The 14964-nt window shown below is 72.0% G+C and carries 15 protein-coding genes; 9 read left to right on the top strand and 6 right to left on the bottom strand.

Going from position 1 to position 14964, the window contains the following annotated elements; all coding sequences use genetic code 11:
- Window positions 1-922 precede the first annotated feature (922 nt).
- A complete protein-coding gene (locus HNP84_RS11630) occupies window positions 923-1114 on the top strand; it encodes a hypothetical protein (RefSeq protein WP_185049624.1) in 192 nt (63 codons plus the stop codon).
- Between the two features lie 205 nt (window positions 1115-1319).
- On the top strand, window positions 1320-2150 hold the full coding sequence (locus tag HNP84_RS11625) for an NAD(P)H-binding protein (RefSeq protein WP_185049623.1): 831 nt from the start codon (window positions 1320-1322) through the stop codon (window positions 2148-2150).
- A gap of 39 nt (window positions 2151-2189) precedes the next feature.
- Here HNP84_RS11625 and HNP84_RS11620 read toward each other — a convergent pair whose 3' ends face one another.
- From HNP84_RS11620 to HNP84_RS11610, 3 genes are all read right to left on the bottom strand, one after another.
- Window positions 2190-3029 (bottom strand): alpha/beta fold hydrolase, encoded by an 840-nt coding sequence (locus tag HNP84_RS11620; protein ID WP_221336120.1) that lies wholly within the window; start codon window positions 3027-3029, stop codon window positions 2190-2192.
- The gene (locus HNP84_RS11615) at window positions 3016-3504 is read right to left on the bottom strand and encodes a hypothetical protein (protein ID WP_185049621.1); all 489 of its coding nucleotides are present in this window, start codon (window positions 3502-3504) and stop codon (window positions 3016-3018) included. Before HNP84_RS11615 ends, HNP84_RS11620 begins: the two co-directional genes overlap by 14 nt.
- A gap of 298 nt (window positions 3505-3802) precedes the next feature.
- Window positions 3803-5017, bottom strand: a complete 1215-nt coding sequence (locus tag HNP84_RS11610; RefSeq protein ID WP_185049620.1) for a cytochrome P450 — start codon at window positions 5015-5017, stop codon at window positions 3803-3805.
- Window positions 5018-5290: 273 nt separating this feature from the next.
- Here HNP84_RS11610 and HNP84_RS11605 point away from each other — a divergent pair, with 273 nt between their 5' ends.
- The 3 genes from HNP84_RS11605 to HNP84_RS11595 are packed head-to-tail and all read left to right on the top strand — an operon-like array spanning window position 5291 to window position 8347.
- Complete coding sequence (locus tag HNP84_RS11605) at window positions 5291-6580, top strand: enolase C-terminal domain-like protein (RefSeq protein ID WP_185049619.1); 1290 nt, start codon at window positions 5291-5293, stop codon at window positions 6578-6580.
- Window positions 6577-7329: an SDR family NAD(P)-dependent oxidoreductase gene (locus HNP84_RS11600; protein ID WP_312924449.1), complete on the top strand. Its 753-nt coding sequence runs from the start codon at window positions 6577-6579 to the stop codon at window positions 7327-7329. Before HNP84_RS11605 ends, HNP84_RS11600 begins: the two co-directional genes overlap by 4 nt.
- A 28-nt stretch (window positions 7330-7357) precedes the next feature.
- A complete protein-coding gene (locus HNP84_RS11595; RefSeq protein ID WP_312924447.1) occupies window positions 7358-8347 on the top strand; it encodes an aldo/keto reductase in 990 nt (329 codons plus the stop codon).
- Here the strand turns inward: HNP84_RS11595 and HNP84_RS11590 are convergent.
- The 3 genes from HNP84_RS11590 to HNP84_RS11580 form a co-directional block, all read right to left on the bottom strand.
- A complete protein-coding gene (locus HNP84_RS11590; RefSeq protein ID WP_185049618.1) occupies window positions 8344-9018 on the bottom strand; it encodes a FadR/GntR family transcriptional regulator in 675 nt (224 codons plus the stop codon). The genes HNP84_RS11595 and HNP84_RS11590 overlap by 4 nt on opposite strands.
- A gap of 66 nt (window positions 9019-9084) precedes the next feature.
- Entirely contained in the window at window positions 9085-10242 is a 1158-nt protein-coding gene (locus HNP84_RS11585; protein WP_185049617.1) for a steroid 3-ketoacyl-CoA thiolase, read from the bottom strand.
- A gap of 110 nt (window positions 10243-10352) precedes the next feature.
- Window positions 10353-10961 carry a TetR family transcriptional regulator gene (locus HNP84_RS11580; protein ID WP_185049754.1) on the bottom strand — a complete coding sequence of 203 codons (609 nt, stop codon included), beginning with the start codon at window positions 10959-10961 and terminating at the stop codon, window positions 10353-10355.
- 289 nt (window positions 10962-11250) lie between these two features.
- On the opposite strand from HNP84_RS11580, the gene HNP84_RS55970 reads away from it, so the two are divergent.
- The 4 genes from HNP84_RS55970 to HNP84_RS11560 all read left to right on the top strand — a co-directional run bounded on the left by HNP84_RS55970 (window position 11251) and on the right by HNP84_RS11560 (window position 14962).
- Entirely contained in the window at window positions 11251-12324 is a 1074-nt protein-coding gene (locus tag HNP84_RS55970) for an acyl-CoA dehydrogenase family protein (RefSeq protein WP_185049616.1), read from the top strand.
- On the top strand, window positions 12324-13478 hold the full coding sequence (locus HNP84_RS11570; protein WP_185049615.1) for an acyl-CoA dehydrogenase family protein: 1155 nt from the start codon (window positions 12324-12326) through the stop codon (window positions 13476-13478). The genes HNP84_RS55970 and HNP84_RS11570 overlap by 1 nt, the downstream gene beginning before the upstream one ends.
- Before the next feature lie 108 nt (window positions 13479-13586).
- A complete protein-coding gene (locus HNP84_RS11565; RefSeq protein ID WP_246518026.1) occupies window positions 13587-14546 on the top strand; it encodes a bifunctional MaoC family dehydratase N-terminal/OB-fold nucleic acid binding domain-containing protein in 960 nt (319 codons plus the stop codon).
- Window positions 14546-14962 (top strand): MaoC/PaaZ C-terminal domain-containing protein, encoded by a 417-nt coding sequence (locus HNP84_RS11560; RefSeq protein ID WP_185049614.1) that lies wholly within the window; start codon window positions 14546-14548, stop codon window positions 14960-14962. Before HNP84_RS11565 ends, HNP84_RS11560 begins: the two co-directional genes overlap by 1 nt.
- The last annotated feature ends 2 nt before the right edge of the window (window positions 14963-14964 follow it).

The raw sequence follows: 14964 nt of genomic DNA, 5'->3' as shown, positions 1-14964 counted from the left end.
GGCAGGGCGGACCGTGCCGAGCTGGGCTGTGGTGAGGCGGGCCGTGTCGGCCGCGCCCCGCCCCGCCGCCCCGCGCCATGGCGAGCCGGGTCGGCCCCGCCTGCCGCGCTGGACCGCGCCGAGCGCAGTGAGCCCGGCCGCGCAGCGCCGCGTCCCTCGCGGAGCCGCCGCGCCGGGCCGCGATGGGCGACAGTCGGTGCCCAGTCAGGGCGGGGAAGCTCGTGAAGCCGGAGCGACCGACAGTCCTCAAGCAGTGCCCGCACCGATCGGCCGCCGCGCCCTCCCGTGTACGCCGTATGCATGCCGGACCGTGCGGCAGTGCCCGGCTGTGCTTGCCGTGCCCCGCCGTGCTTGCCGTGGCCCGCCGTGCTGGCGGGCCGGCCCGTGCCCGCTGTGTTCGCCCGTGTCCGGGGTACCCCCCGGTCCTCTTACCCCGTGCCGGTGCCCGCCGGGCGGTGCCGCCTGTACCCGCGCGTGCTGGTCGTGCCGAGCGGGCGGTGCCGCGCCCTCGGCAGGGCGGTGCCGTGCCAAACCGGGCCGAGACAGGACATGTCACGGCAAACCGGGCCGCGTGCCGGGCTATGCCGCGCTATGCAGGGCCCGGCGGCCGAGGCAGGCCGCGCCGTGTGGAGCCAGGCGGGCCGTGTTGAGCCGGGCTGCGGCGAGCTGGGCCATGTCGGCCGTGCCGCGCCGGGCCACGCCAGAGCGAGCTGGGTCGCCCCGCATGCCGGGCTGGACCGCGCCGAGCGCAGTGAGCCCGGCCGCGCAGTCCGCCCGCCCCCTTGCGTGCCGTGCAGCCCGTGCCAGTACCCGCCGTGCCGGTGCCGGGCTGCCTTGGCTGCCCGTGTGTGCCTGGGTTCGGCCGGTGTGAGGCGATCACCACTAGGGTGAGACCCGTCACGGCTGGGCGATTGGAGTGAACGTGACGGGCCTCGACAAGAGGATTCTCATCTGGTCCTTGAGTTTGGGTGCGCTGCTGCTGGTGGTCGGCATTGTGCTGCGTCCCGTGAACCTTCAGATCGCGACCGGTGTGATCATCGCCGGTGTCATGGGGCTGATCTTCGCCGGGGTCATCTGGCTGAACGAAGGCCCGTGGTTTCGTAACAAGCGGTGACTTTGCGGATTCGGCGGGCGGCGTACGGCGGGTGGGGGACGTGCGGCGGGGGGTCTGCGGGGCTTCCCGTATTCGGCTTCGGGGGACTTCGGGTTTCGGGTTCGGGGGATTGCGATGAAGCGTGGTGAATCGCGGCCCGGGGGTGGCCGCGTTCGTGCCTAGCGTGGGGCCTCGCTGACAGAGTCCCGAACCGAAGGAGATCCCTATGCCCGTTCTCGTGACCGGTGCCACCGGCACAGTCGGCCGTGCTCTTGTCGAGCAGCTTCATGCCGGCGGGCACGAGGTGCGTGCCCTTACTCGCAACCCCGCCAAGGCGGATCTGCCCGAGGGTGTGGAGGTCGTCGCCGGCGATCTGGCCGAGCCGGCCGGGCTGGCCGCGGCGTTCGAGAACGTCACCGCCGCTCACCTGATCTGCTTCGCCGGGGACGACTACGCGCCTCTGGCCCACGCCGAAGAGATTGTGCGCCTGGCCGAGCAGGCGGGGGTGCGCAAGGTGACGGTGCTCCGGGGCGACATCGAGAAGGGGCCGCTGGAGCGGGCCGTCGAGGCCGGTGGGCTGGAGTGGACGTACCTGTCGCCGGTGGAGTTCATGTCCAACGCCCTGGAGTGGGCCCCGTCCATCCGGGAGGAGGGCGTCGTACGCGAGGCGTTCCCCGAGTCCAGGAGCGCCATGGTGCACGAGGCCGACATCGCCGGTGTGGCCGCCGTCGCGCTGACCTCCGACGGCCACGCGGGCAAGGAGTACTTCCTGACCGGGCCGCAGGCGCTGACCGTGCCCGACAAGGTGCGGATCATCGGCGAGGTGCTGGGCCGTGAGATCAAGTACATCGAGCTCTCCCAGGACGAGCGCGTCGCCCTGTGGCGGGAGAGCGGCTACGACGACGAGACCATCGACTGGTTCCTGATGATCAGTACGAACCCGCCGGCCGTCGGCTACACCGTGCAGCCGACGGTCGAGGAGGTCACGGGCAGGCCGCCGCGGACGTTCGCGCAGTGGGTGCGCGAGCACGCCGCCACCTTCACCGCGGGGTCGTGACCGATCCGGGGGCGGTGGTCTTTCCGGAAGCGCGCGGGTTCACGCCGACGGCGCGGTGCCCGGACGGTTCGCGGCGAGGAAGCCGGTGACGAGCGCGGCGACCGCCTTCGGCTGCTCGGCGAGCATGTTGTGGCTGGCGTCCAGCTCCTCGACCTGGACGTTGGCCGGCATGCCGGCCAGGTCGCGGCGTACGCCTCTCCGGAACGCCTCCATCAGCTCCCCGCCCGACATCCCCGGCGGGTCCTGGGTCGGGATCACGACCAGTGCGGCACAGGTGACCTGACGCAGCAGCGGGATCGTGTCGCGGAACTCCGGTGTGTAGCGCACGGCTTGGAGGAGTTCCGCGTCCGGCCGCGCGTACGTTTCGCCGTCCTTCTCGGTGAGAGCCCGCTTGGGGAACATCGCCTGAAGCTCGGCGGGGAGTGGCCGGCCCATGCTCGCGGCCTGGGCGTCGAACATGGCCTTGAGCTTCGCCAGCTCCTGGTCCCGTGCGGCCGGGTCCATCCCGGGATAGTTGTCCGGGTCGTTCTCGGCCGAGCGCAACCCGTCGAGGTTGACGATGGCCGGGCATTCCGGGTGGCGCCGGGCCCACAGCACGGCGAGCATTCCGCCGAGCGAGTGCCCGGCGACGGCCGGGACGCCGAGGCCGAGATGCCGCACCACGGCCTCGATGTCGTCCAGGACCCGGTCCCATTCCCACGGCCCGTCGCCCGACAGGCCGTGGCCCCGCAGGTCCATGGCCACGGCGCGGTGGCCTTCGAGCTCCAGGGCGTCCCATGCCTCCAGGGTGCCGCCCAGTCCGTGGAGGAGGAGCACGGGTTCGCCGTCCCCGCCGTAGTCCCGTACCGCGAGGGGGATCTCGTGGTCAGCGATGGTCATGTCGTGCGGCATAACGCTCCTGAGGTTGATTCAGCCGTTCGCGTATCGACTCCGTGGTCACCCCGCCGTCGGGATGCCGGTCGAGCTTCGCGCGTTTGACGAGGTCGTGAACTCCCTGCCGGGTGATGCCGAGCATCGCCCCCGCCGTGGCGAACGACACCGCGTCCTTGCCCGGGTGGCCCGCGCGTCTGGCCACCGCCCTGCCGAAGGCGGTGCGCCACCACTCGTCGGGAGGATCGAACGGGCCGTCCCCGGGGAAGACCGCCGCGATCAACCGCGCTGCCGTGCGCACCGCGAGCCTGTCGTCGCGTCCCAGCAACTGCGCGGCCCACACCTCGGCCTCGATCCGCAGTCGCTCCCTGACCGGGCCCACCTGCTCGTCCGAGCCGAACAGGATCTCCAGCGGATCGACGATCCGCCGCTCGATCAAGGTGAACAGCTCACGGGCCAAGGCGACATGCTCGCTCGTACTCACTTGACGGACAATAGCAAGTACTTGCTCTCGGTCGTCAAGTAGTATTCGTGGGGTCTGTGGCGGTCTCCGGTCGCGCGATTCTTTACGCGCCTACGTATGTCGGGGGGATGCGTGGGTGCGGGGCGCATGCGTGCGTACGGAGCGTGTGCTGCGTACGGAGTGCATACCTGCGGGCGTGTGCGTGCCGGGGGTGCGCCGGGGCGGGCGGGCTCGCTCGCTGGGCCGGTGTTTCCCGTCCGGAGGCGGGAAATGGCAACGGCCCCTCCGTTGGGGAGGGGCCGGGAAAGGGGGCGGGCCGTCAGGAGAGGGCGACCGGGAGGTCCTTGATGCCGTTGATGAAGTTGGAGCGCAGGCGGCGGGCCTCGCCGGTCTGGCGGAGGCCGGGGAAGCGGCGGGCCAGGGTTTCGAACAGGACGCGGAGTTCCAGCTTGGCGAGGTGGTTGCCGAGGCAGAAGTGGGCGCCGCCGCCGCCGAAGCCGATGTGCGGGTTGGGGTCGCGGGTGATGTCGAAGGTGAAGGGGTCGGTGAAGACGGACTCGTCGCGGTTGGCGGAGGAGTAGAAGACCACGACCTTGTCGCCCTCGCTGACCTTCTGGCCGCCCAGGACGGTGTCGGCGGTGGCGGTGCGGCGGAAGAGGTTGACCGGGGAGACCCAGCGGACGATCTCGTCCGCGGCGGTGCGGGCGCGTGAGGGGTCCTCGGTCAGCAGGCGCCACTGCTCGGGGTGCTCGAACAGGGCGAGCATGCCGCCGGAGGCCGCGTTGCGGGTGGTCTCGTTGCCCGCCACCACCAGGAGCAGCACGAACAGGTCGAACTCGTCCTCGCTCAGCGTCTCGCCGTTGTCGTCGGGCTGGAGGAGCTTGGTGACGATGTCGTCGCGCGGGTTCTCGCGGCGTAGGGCGGCGAGCTGGTTGGCGTACGCGTAGACCTCCATCGCCGCCGCCTGGCCCTCCTCGGGGCTCGTGGCGAAGTCGGGGTCCTCCGAGCCGATCATGCGGTTGGACCAGGCGAAGATCTTGTCGCGGTCCTCGACCGGCGCGCCCAGCAGTTCGCAGATCACGTACAGGGGGAGGGGCGCGGCGATGTCGCGGACGAAGTCCACTTCGGGCAGGGCGGCGGCCTCGTCCAGCAGGCTCTCGCAGATCTCGCGGATGTGCTGCTCCAGCGCGCCGATCGCGCGCGGGGTGAAGCCCCGGTTGACCAGGGAGCGGCGGCGGGTGTGCTCCGGCGGGTCCTGGTTGAGCATCATCATCCGCTGGAGCGCGCGCTGTTCCTCGGGCATCTCGTTGAACAGCGCGAGCCGGCGGGCGGAGGAGAACAGGTCGGAGTTCCGCGACACGTGCACGACGTCCTCGTGCCGGGTCACCGCCCAGAAGCCGGGCCAGCCGCGCTCGTCGTCGCCCTTGTGCCGGAACACCGGCGCGTTCGCGCGCAGCCACGTGAACTGCTCGTGCGGGGCGCCGGCGGTGGCGTACCGATCCTGGTCGACGAGGTCGATGTCCGAAGGATTCATGATCGGGATACCTCCGCCGGGATATGGACCATGTATTTGAGCGAGCGTTTGGTTGTGGCGTATCTAGAACGTGTTCTATTACTTGTCCGAGCTTACGTCAAGGCGGTCGTGTCGCCGCCCCCTGACGTTCATGATCGTATAAGGCCGCCCCGGGTGGAGGGGTGGTGAAGCGAGGACATCCGATCTCTGAAGTGTCCGCTACGGCCGAATCAGCATGTCGCATCTTGACAGGAGCCGCTATATCGATCACTATCGCGACATATCATCCGATGTATGCTGCCGGAGGTGGCCGCGGTGCCCTACCGGATCGTCGCGATGGAGACCCATGACATCCGCTTCCCCACCTCGCGGGAGCGCGCCGGGTCCGACGCGATGAACCCCGACCCCGACTACTCCGCCTCCTACGTGGTGCTGCGCACCGACGACGGTGCCGAGGGGCACGGGTTCGCCTTCACCATCGGACGCGGCAACGACGTGCAGACCGCCGCGATCCGGGCGCTGGAGCCGTACGTGCTCGGGCGCGACGCCGAGGACATGGGCGCCCGCTACCGGGAGATGATCGGCGACTCGCAGCTTCGCTGGCTCGGGCCGGAGAAGGGCGTCATGCACATGGCCGTCGGCGCGGTCGTCAACGCCCTGTGGGACCTGAAGGCCAGGCGGGCGGGGCTGCCGCTGTGGCTGCTGCTGGCGGAGATGTCCCCGGAACAGCTCGTGGAGCTGCTCGACCTGCGCTACCTGTCCGACGCGCTGACCCGCCAGGACGCCCTGGACATCCTGCGCGCGGCCGAGCCGGGCCGCGCGGACCGGATCGAACGCCTCCGGCGGCACGGCTACCCGGCGTACGCCACCTCCCCGGGCTGGCTCGGCTACTCCGATGACAAGCTGCGCCGCCTGTGCGCGCAGGCGCTGGCCGACGGCTTCCCGATGATCAAGCTGAAGGTGGGGGCCGATCTGGGAGACGACCGGCGCAGGCTGCGGATCGCCCGCGAGGTGTGCGGCCCGGGGTTTCCCATCGCGATCGACGCCAACCAGCGCTGGGACGTCGGCGCCGCCATCGCCTGGGTGCGCGAGCTGGCCGAGTTCGACCCGTGGTGGGTGGAGGAGCCGACCAGCCCCGACGACGTGCTCGGCCACGCCGAGATCGCCCGCGCCATCGCGCCGATCCGGGTCGCCACCGGCGAGCACGTGCAGAACCGGGTGATCTTCAAGCAGATGCTCCGGGCCGGCGCGCTCGGAGTGCTCCAGCTCGACGCCGCCCGCGTCGGCGGCGTCAACGAGAACCTGGCCATCCTGCTGCTCGCGGCGAAGCACGGCGTTCCCGTGTGCCCGCACGCGGGCGGGGTGGGGCTGTGCGAGCTGGTGCAGCACCTGGCGATGTTCGACTTCGTCGCGGTGAGCGGCTCCACCGAGAACCGGATGATCGAGTACGTCGAGCACCTGCACGAGCACTTCGTCGACCCGGTCGTGATCAAGAACGGCGCGTACGCCGCCCCCGGCGCCCCCGGCTTCAGCGCCGCCATGCGCCCGGAGTCGATCGCCCAGTACACCTGGAGGACCACGTGACCGACATCAAGGACTTCGCCGGGCTCAAAGCCCTGGTCACCGGGGGTGGGTCCGGCATCGGGCTGGCCACCGCGACCCTGCTCGCCGAGCGCGGCGCGGCGGTGGCCTGCCTGGACCTCGCGCCCCCGGGCGAGCCGTTCACCGGCGTGAAGGCGGACGTGACCGACGACGAGTCCGTACGCCGCGCCGTCGCCGAGGCGGTGGACGCCCTCGGCGGCCTGGACGTCCTGGTGAACAACGCCGGCATCGGCGCGGCGGGCACCGTCGAGGACAACCCCGACGAGGAGTGGCGGCGGGTCTTCGACGTCAACGTCTTCGGCATGGTGCGGGTGGCGCGCGCCGCCCTGCCGCACCTGCGCCGCTCCCGGCACGCCGCGATCGTGAACACCTGCTCGATCGCCGCGACCGCCGGGCTGCCGCAGCGGGCCCTGTACAGCGCGACCAAGGGCGCGGTGCTCTCGCTCACGCTGGCCATGGCCGCCGACCACGTACGCGAGGGCATCCGGGTCAACTGCGTCAACCCGGGCACCGCCGACACGCCCTGGGTGGGGCGGCTGCTCGACGCCGCCGAGGACCCGGAGGCCGAGCGCGCGGCGCTGAACCGGCGCCAGCCGATGGGCCGCCTGGTCACCGCCGAGGAGGTCGCCGCCGCCATCGCCTACCTGGCCGGCCCGCTCGCCTCCGCCACCACGGGCACCGCGCTCGCCGTGGACGGCGGCATGCAGGGCCTGCGGCTGCGGGCGGAGTGAACCTTGATCCGAGAGGATGGCGAGTGTCGTGCCGGTTCAGCCTGAGCACAGCCCGATGGCCCCGATCACGCTGCCGGCGTACGGGTTCGGCGCGGCGCCGATCGGGAACCTGTTCCAGGCCGTCTCCGACGAGGAGGCCCGCGCCGCGGTGGACGCCGCGTGGGAGGCGGGCGTACGCCTGTACGACACCGCGCCGCACTACGGGCTCGGCCTGTCGGAGCGGCGGCTCGGCGCGGCCCTGCGCGAGCGCCCGCGGGAGGCGTACGTGCTGTCCACGAAGGTCGGACGGCTGCTGGTGCCCGACCCCGCGGCCGGGCCCGACACCGAGGGCTTCGACGTGGCGCCGGGCCTGCGCCGCCTGTGGGACTTCTCCCGCGACGGCGTACGCCGTTCGCTGGAGGAGAGCCTGGACCGGCTGGGCCTGGACTCGGTGGACGTGGCCCTGATCCACGACCCCGACGACCACTGGCGGCAGGCGGTGGAGGAGGCGTACCCGGCCCTGGCGGAGCTGCGCGACCAGGGGGTGATCAAGGCGGTCGGGGTCGGCATGAACCAGTGGCGGATGCTGGCCGGGTTCGTCCGCGAGACCGGCGTGGACGTGATCATGCTGGCCGGCCGCTACACCCTGCTGGACCAGTCGGCGCTGGCCGAGCTGCTGCCGCTGTGCGCCGAGCGCGGGGTGCGGGTGCTGGCCGCGGGGGTGTTCAACAGCGGCCTGCTGGCCACGCACGACCCGCACGGCACCTACGACTACGCCCCGGCCCCCGCGGAGATGCTGGAGCGCGCCCGCCGCATCGCCGCGGTGTGCGAGCGGCACGGCGTCACCCTGCCCCAGGCCGCGCTGGCCTTCCCGCTGCGCCACCCCGCGGTCGCCTCGGTCGTGGTGGGCACCCGTACGGCCGCCGAGGTCGAGCGCAACACGGCCCTGGCCGCGGCGCCGGTGCCCGAGGAGCTGTGGGCCGATCTGGCCGGCGAGGGCCTGCTCGCCAAGGACGCCGTGACCTTCGGGGCCCCTTAGGCCAGAGTGCGGCGCAGCCAGTCCTCGACGCCGGCGATGTGGACGGTGGCCCAGGAGCGGGCCACCTCCGGCTGGCGGGAGGCGATGGCGTCGTAGATCGCGACGTGCTGCTCGCGGGTCTTCTCCAGAGCGCCCTCCTGGGTGAGCCCGCGCCAGATCCGGGCCCGCGTGGTCGGGCCGGACAGGCTCTCGATCAGCGAGCCGAGCACGGCGTTGCCCGAGCCGGCCGCGATGCGCTGGTGGAACTTCAGGTCGTTGGCCACCAGCTCCTCCACGGTCGGCTCGGCGGGGAGCGAGTCGAGGATCGCGCCCAGGTCCTCGACGTTGGCCGGGGTCATGTGCACGGCGGCGAGCGCGGTGGCGGCGGGCTCCAGGATGCGGCGTACCTGGAAGAACTGCAGCACGGTGTCGTCGCGGTGGAAGTCGACCACGAACGACATCGCGTCGAGCAGGAGGTGCGGCTCCAGGCTGGTGACGTAGGTGCCGTCGCCCTGCCGCACGTCCAGCACGTGGATCAGGGCCAGCGCGCGTACGGCCTCGCGCAGCGAGTTGCGGGACAGGCCCAGGCGCTCGGCCAGGTCGGCCTCCTTGGGCAGGCGGTCGCCGGGGGACAGCTCTCCGGAGATGATCATCTGCTTGATCTTGTCGATCGCGGCGTCCGTGACCGCCACCCGCCCACCGTCCCTCACACTCGGGTCAAACATCCGATGTCTAGTGTAGGCGGCGGGGGCGCCGGGTCAGAGACGTTCCAGGATCGTCCCGGTGGCCAGGGCGCCGCCCGCGCACATCGACACCAGCGCGGTCGCGGCGTCGGCGCGCTCCAGCTCGTGCAGGGCCGTGGTGACCAGGCGGGCCCCGGTGGCGCCGACGGGGTGGCCCAGGGCGATGGCGCCGCCGTTGACGTTGACCTTGTCCAGGTCGGGCTCGTGCACCGACGCCCAGGACAGTACGACCGCGGCGAACGCCTCGTTCACCTCGAACCGGTCGATGTCACGAATCGTCATCCCGGCCGCGGTGAGGACCTTGGCGGTCGCGTCCACCGGCCCGTCCAGGTGGTAGTACGGCTCGGACCCCACCAGCGCCTGGGCCAGGATGCGGGCGCGCGGGCGCAGGCCGTGCCGCAGCGCGGCCTCCTCGCTCGTCAGCAGCACGGCCGCCGCGCCGTCGGAGATCTGCGAGGACGTGCCCGCGGTGTGCAGCCCCTGCTCGCCGAGCACCGGCTTGAGCCGGGCCAGGCCCTCCACCGTGGTCTCGCGGAGCCCCTGGTCCATGGTGACCCGGCGGGTGTCGCCGGTGGGGGTGCCGTCCTGGCCGAGCAGCGGCGCGGCCACCGGGACGATCTCGCGGGTGAACCGCTCGTCGGCCCACGCCTTGGCGGCGAGCTGCTGCGAGCGCGCGCCGAACCAGTCCAGCCGCTCGCGGGTCAGCCCGCGGCGCTGCGCGATCCGCTCGGCGGCGGTGAACTGGTCGGGCAGGTCGATGGACCAGTCGTCGGGACGCGGCTTGGCGGGCAGGACGTTGCTGCCCAGCGGGCACCGGCTCATCATCTCCACGCCGCAGGCCACGGCCACGTCCACCACGCCGGCCTGGATCATCGCCGCGGCCAGGTGCACGGCCTGCTGGGAGGAGCCGCACTGGGCGTCCACGGTGGTGACCCCGGTGGTGTAGGGCAGGCCGGCGTACAGCCAGGCGTGCCTGCCGACGTGGCCGCCCTGCTCGCCCGCCTGGGTCACGCAGCCCGCGAAGACCTGGCCGACGGCCGCGGGGTCGATGCCGGCCCGGTCGATCAGGCCGTTGAGCGCCGCGGCGAGGAGCGCCTGCGGCTTGAGCCCGGACAGCCAGCCGCCACGGCGGCCGATCGGGGTGCGTACGGCTTCGACGATCACTGCGCCCATCGGTCGCTCCAGAATGTCGCTCTAGTCCTGGAACGACTGTAACCGGTTCTACTTTGCCCCGGAAGGGCCGTCCGGGGCGGCGGACCGGGGGGTGAACCGGTTCCGGCCGGTCAGCCGAAGTCGGCGAGCAGGCGGCTGGCCGCGATCTCGATGCGGTGCTGGATCTGCTCGTACGTACGCCTGCCGCGCAGCATCTCCAGCAGCTCGTGCACCCACACGCTGGCCAGCGAGCCGGTGAGCGCGAGCTGCTCGTCGGTGGCCGACTCGGCGGTGAGGCCGGCCGCGGAGACCCGCAGCAGCAGGCCGGCCATCCGGTCGCCGAACGGGGTGTCGACCTCGGCCATGATCAGCGAGCGGATCAGCGCGTCGGCCAGCTCAGGCTCGCGCATCAGGCCCCTGGTGGCCCGCATCAGCACGTCCACCGCCCGGCCCGCGGCGGTGCCGGCGCTCGGCGGGCGGCGCTCGATGCTGCTCTCCAGCAGATCGATCTCCTCGCTGACAACCGCCACGACGAGATCCATCTTGGAGGGGAAGTAGCGGTACAGCGTGCCGAGCGCGACCCCGGCGCGCTCGGCGACCGTGCGCATCTGCATCGCCTCGACGCCGCCGCGCGAGGCCAGCGCCGCCGCCGCCTGGACGATCCGCTTGCGCCGCTGGTGCTGGCTGCGGGTGCGGACGCCGGAGCCGCCCGCGCCGGTGGTCGGCTGGGTGTCCACCATGGCGGTCCCCTCGGTCTGGCTGGGGGCGGACGTGCGGGAACGGTGCGGAACGGTGGGCACCGGGGCGGTCGCATGCGAGCTGCGCATAAGAACACGTTATCCCATTTCCGCAGCGCGCGGCTGGTTACTCGCCAGTACTAAAGAACCCCCGCTCAGCTATGACTTTCCTGTTACACCGACATGTCGGAAGTTGCCGGAACAGCCGCCCACTGGACACAGAATGAAATGTGTTCTACTTTGCCATTCGACTGACCAAGCAACCGTTCGGTGAAGCGATCGGGGAGCGCCGGTGGACTTCGACCTTGACGAGACGCAACGGGACCTGAAGGCGCTGGCCTCGGAGGTGCTGGGCAAGGAGGCCGCACAGGCGCGGATCGAGGAGCACGAGCGCAGCGGACGGCCGTACGCGGAGGGGATCTGGACCGCGCTGGCCGGCTCGGGCCTGCTGGGCGCGTGCCTGCCGGAAGAGGCGGGCGGCGCGGGCCTCGGCCCGGTGGAGCTCGCGGTGATCCTGCGCGAGGCCGGGGCGCACGTCGCGCCGGTGCCGCTGCTGCCCTCGCTCGTCGCGGCGCTCGCCGTCGCCCGGCACGGCACGCCCGAGCAGAAGTCGGCGCTCGCGCCGCTCGCCGACGGCCGGGCCGTCCTCTCCTACGGCTACCGCGAGCCCGGCGCCGACCCCGCCACCGGCCCCGCCGCCACCGCCACCCCCGACGGGAGCGGCTGGCGGCTCGACGGCCGCAAGAGCGCCATCCCGTACGCCGCGCAGGCCACCCGCGTGGCCGTCACCGCCGCCGCCCCCGACGGGCCGGGCCTGTTCCTGGTGGCCCCGCAGGCGGCCCGCGTACATCCGGAGCCCACCGCGACCGGGGAGCCGTCCGGGACCCTGGCGCTCGACGCCACCCCGGCCGAGCGGGTCGGCGGGCCCGAGGCGGCCGGCGACCTGCGCGACCTGGCGCTCGCCGGGATCACCGCCGCGGCGTCCGGCGTGCTGGCCGCCGCGCTCGCCCTCACCACCGAGCACATCAGGAACCGCAGGCAGTTCGGCCGGGCGCTGGCCGAGTTCCAGGCGGTCACCGTGCAGATCGCCGACGTCTACATCGCCGGACGGGCGCTGGACGTCGCCGTCTGGTCGGGCGCGTGGCGGCTGGCGAACGGCCTGCCCGCCACCGGGGACCTCGGCGTCGCCGCCCTGCACGTCACCGAGCCCGTGCTCCAGGCGCTGCACACCTGCCAGCACCTGCACGGCGGGCTGGGCCTGGACGTCACCTACCCGCTGCACCGCTACTTCGCCTGGGGCAAGCGGCTGGCCCACCTGCTGGGCGGGTCGGCGGCCCAGCTCGACCTGATCGGAGCGCACGCCTGATGCTGATCGACCTCACCCCCGAGCAGCACCGCCTCCGCGCCGAACTGCGCGAGTACTTCCAGGGCTGCCTGTCGGCCGAGGACCGCAAGAAGATCTCCGAGGACCCGTTCGGGCAGGCGTACATGGAGCACTGCCGCAGGCTGGGCCGCGACGGCAAGCTCGGCCTCGGCTGGCCCAAGGAGTACGGCGGGGGCGGCTACGGCCCGCTGGAGCAGCAGATCTTCGCCAACGAGATCGCCCGCGCCGAGGTGCCGTACCCGATCATCACCGTGCAGACGGTCGGGCCGACCCTGATGCAGTACGGCACCGACAAGCAGAAGGAGTTCTTCCTGCCCCGCATCCTGGCCGGCGAGTGCCACTTCGCCATCGGCTACAGCGAGCCGGAGGCGGGCACCGACCTGGCCTCGCTGCGCACCACGGCGGTGCGCGACGGCGACCACTACGTCGTCAACGGGCAGAAGATCTTCACCAGCGGCGCCCACTACGCGCAGTACATCTGGCTCGCCGCCCGCACCGACCCCGCCGCCAAGAAGCACCGCGGCATCTCCATGCTGATCGTGGACACCACCGACCCGGGCTTCTCCTGGACCCCCATCGTCACCATGGACGGGCGGCACCACACCAACGCCACGTACTACTCCGACGTACGGGTGCCGGTGGACATGCTGGTCGGCGAGGAGAACAAGGGCTGGGACCTGATCGTCAACCAGCTCAACCACGAGCGCGTCACCCTCGGTCCGGCCGGCAACATCGCCCACACCTACGACCGCTTCGCCCGCTGGGCCGAGCGCGCGGGCCTGACCGGCGAGCCCGACGTACGCCGGGCGCTGGCGCGGGTGCACGCCTACTTCCGCACCAACGAGCTGCTCAACTGGCAGGTCGCGGCGAACATGGGCCTGGGCTGGCTGGGGGCTCCCGACGCGTCCGCGACCAAGATCTACGGCTCGGAGCGGGTGCAGGAGGCCGGCCGGCTGGTCGGCGAGGTCCTGGCCAGATACGGCGACCCGGCCGATCCCGAGACCGCCGACCTGATGGAACGGGTGGACCGCGGTGTCAAGGGCGCGGTCGTGCTCACCTTCGGCGGCGGCGTCAACGAGGTGCAGCGCGAACTGATCGCCATGCTCGGCCTGAGCCTGCCCCGCCCCCCGCGCTGACCGGCCCGCACACCACCTCCCGGCAGCCCGTCCCCGGCAGCCCGTCCCCGGCAGCCCGTCCCCGGCAGCCCGTCCCCGGCAGCCCGTCCCAGGCAGCGAGGAGCAGATTTGACGACCGTCCTCACCACGCCCGAGTCCGTACGCGAGCTGCTGGCCGCGCTGGCCGAGCGCCAGATGGCGGCCGGCGAGACGCCCGGCGCCCCGGCCCCCGACCCGGTCAACCTGCCGATGATCCGGCACTGGACCGCGGCCATGGGCGACCGGAACCCGGTCTACACCGACGAGGAGTTCGCGGCGCGCAGTGTGCACGGCGGCATCGTCGCGCCGCCCGCCATGGCCCAGGTCTGGACGATGCCGGGGCTCGGCGGCGAGCGCTCGCCCACCCCCGTGGACGACGTGCTGGCCGCGCTGGACGAGCACGGCTTCACCGGCGTCGTGGCCACGAATTGCGAACAGACATATCACCGCTATTTGCGGCCGGGGGATCGGCTGGTGCCCGCCACCCGAATGACCGGCTTCGCGGGGCCCAAACGGACCGCGCTCGGCGAAGGATACTTCGTCACCTGGGAAGTCACCTGGTACGCATCCGGCGAAGCGGTCAATTCAATGGTGTTCCGGGTGCTGAAGTTTCGTCCTCGGGAGAGAAAATCCCAGCCCGGGATTCGCAAGTCGTATCCGCTGCGTCCGGCGGTCAACAGGGACACCGAGTTCTTCTGGGAAGGTGTCCGCAAGGGCGAGCTCCGTATCCAGCGGTGCGCGCGGTGCGGTGAGCTGCGGCACCCGCCGGGGCCCATGTGCCCCCGGTGCCGGTCGGCGGACCGGACCCATGTGACCGCCTCCGGCGTGGGGACGGTCTACAGCTACGTGGTCCACCATCATCCGCCGGTGCCGGGACGGGAGACGCCTTTTGTGGTCGCTGTTGTGGAACTTCCGGAGGGAGTGCGGATCGTGGGCAACGTAGTGGACTGCCGATATGAGGAAGTGGGTATCGGTATGCCGGTGCGTGTCGCTTATCGCCGAATGGACGAAGACCTGATCCTGCCGATGTGGGTTCCCCGGGAGTCGTGATGCGGACGCTGAGCCAGGGCCAGATCGCGGTCGGGACCGATCTTCCCGAACTGTCCATCGACCTCACGCCCACGATGGTCATCTCCACCGCCCTCGCCACGATGGACTTCACGCCGGTCCACCACGACGTGGCCGCGGCCCGCGCCCAGGGGTCGCAGGACATCTTCGTCAACATCCTCACCACCATGGGCCTGGTCGAGCGGTACGTCACCGACTGGACCGGCCCCGAAGTGATGATCACCGCCATCAACGTGAAGCTGGGCGTCCCCGCGTACGCCGGCGACCGCCTGGTGTTCACCGGCACGGTGACCGCCGAGTCCGGCGGCGAGTACACCGTCGAGGTGCGCGGCCGGGTCAGCCTCGGCGACCACGCCGTGGGCACCGTCCGCTTCCGTCCGCCGGGAGAGTCCGCGTGACC

It is taken from the genome of Thermocatellispora tengchongensis (assembly GCF_014202315.1).
GTDB lineage: Bacteria > Actinomycetota > Actinomycetes > Streptosporangiales > Streptosporangiaceae > Thermocatellispora > Thermocatellispora tengchongensis.
Note: the sequence above shows the minus strand (reverse complement) of the source record. Positions and strands in the feature narration are given on the sequence as shown.

Bases quoted from the DNA above. Each gene is read 5' to 3' on its own strand.
- HNP84_RS11620 (WP_221336120.1), bottom strand. From the start codon at position 3,029: ATGACCATCGCTGACCACGAGATCCCCCTCGCGGTACGGGACTACGGC.
- HNP84_RS11560 (WP_185049614.1), top strand. From the start codon at position 14,546: ATGCGGACGCTGAGCCAGGGCCAGATCGCGGTCGGGACCGATCTTCCC.
- HNP84_RS11625 (WP_185049623.1), top strand. From the start codon at position 1,320: ATGCCCGTTCTCGTGACCGGTGCCACCGGCACAGTCGGCCGTGCTCTT.
- HNP84_RS11580 (WP_185049754.1), bottom strand. From the start codon at position 10,961: ATGGTGGACACCCAGCCGACCACCGGCGCGGGCGGCTCCGGCGTCCGC.
- HNP84_RS11570 (WP_185049615.1), top strand. From the start codon at position 12,324: ATGCTGATCGACCTCACCCCCGAGCAGCACCGCCTCCGCGCCGAACTG.
- HNP84_RS11605 (WP_185049619.1), top strand. From the start codon at position 5,291: ATGCTGCCGGAGGTGGCCGCGGTGCCCTACCGGATCGTCGCGATGGAG.
- HNP84_RS11585 (WP_185049617.1), bottom strand. From the start codon at position 10,242: ATGGGCGCAGTGATCGTCGAAGCCGTACGCACCCCGATCGGCCGCCGT.
- HNP84_RS11610 (WP_185049620.1), bottom strand. From the start codon at position 5,017: ATGAATCCTTCGGACATCGACCTCGTCGACCAGGATCGGTACGCCACC.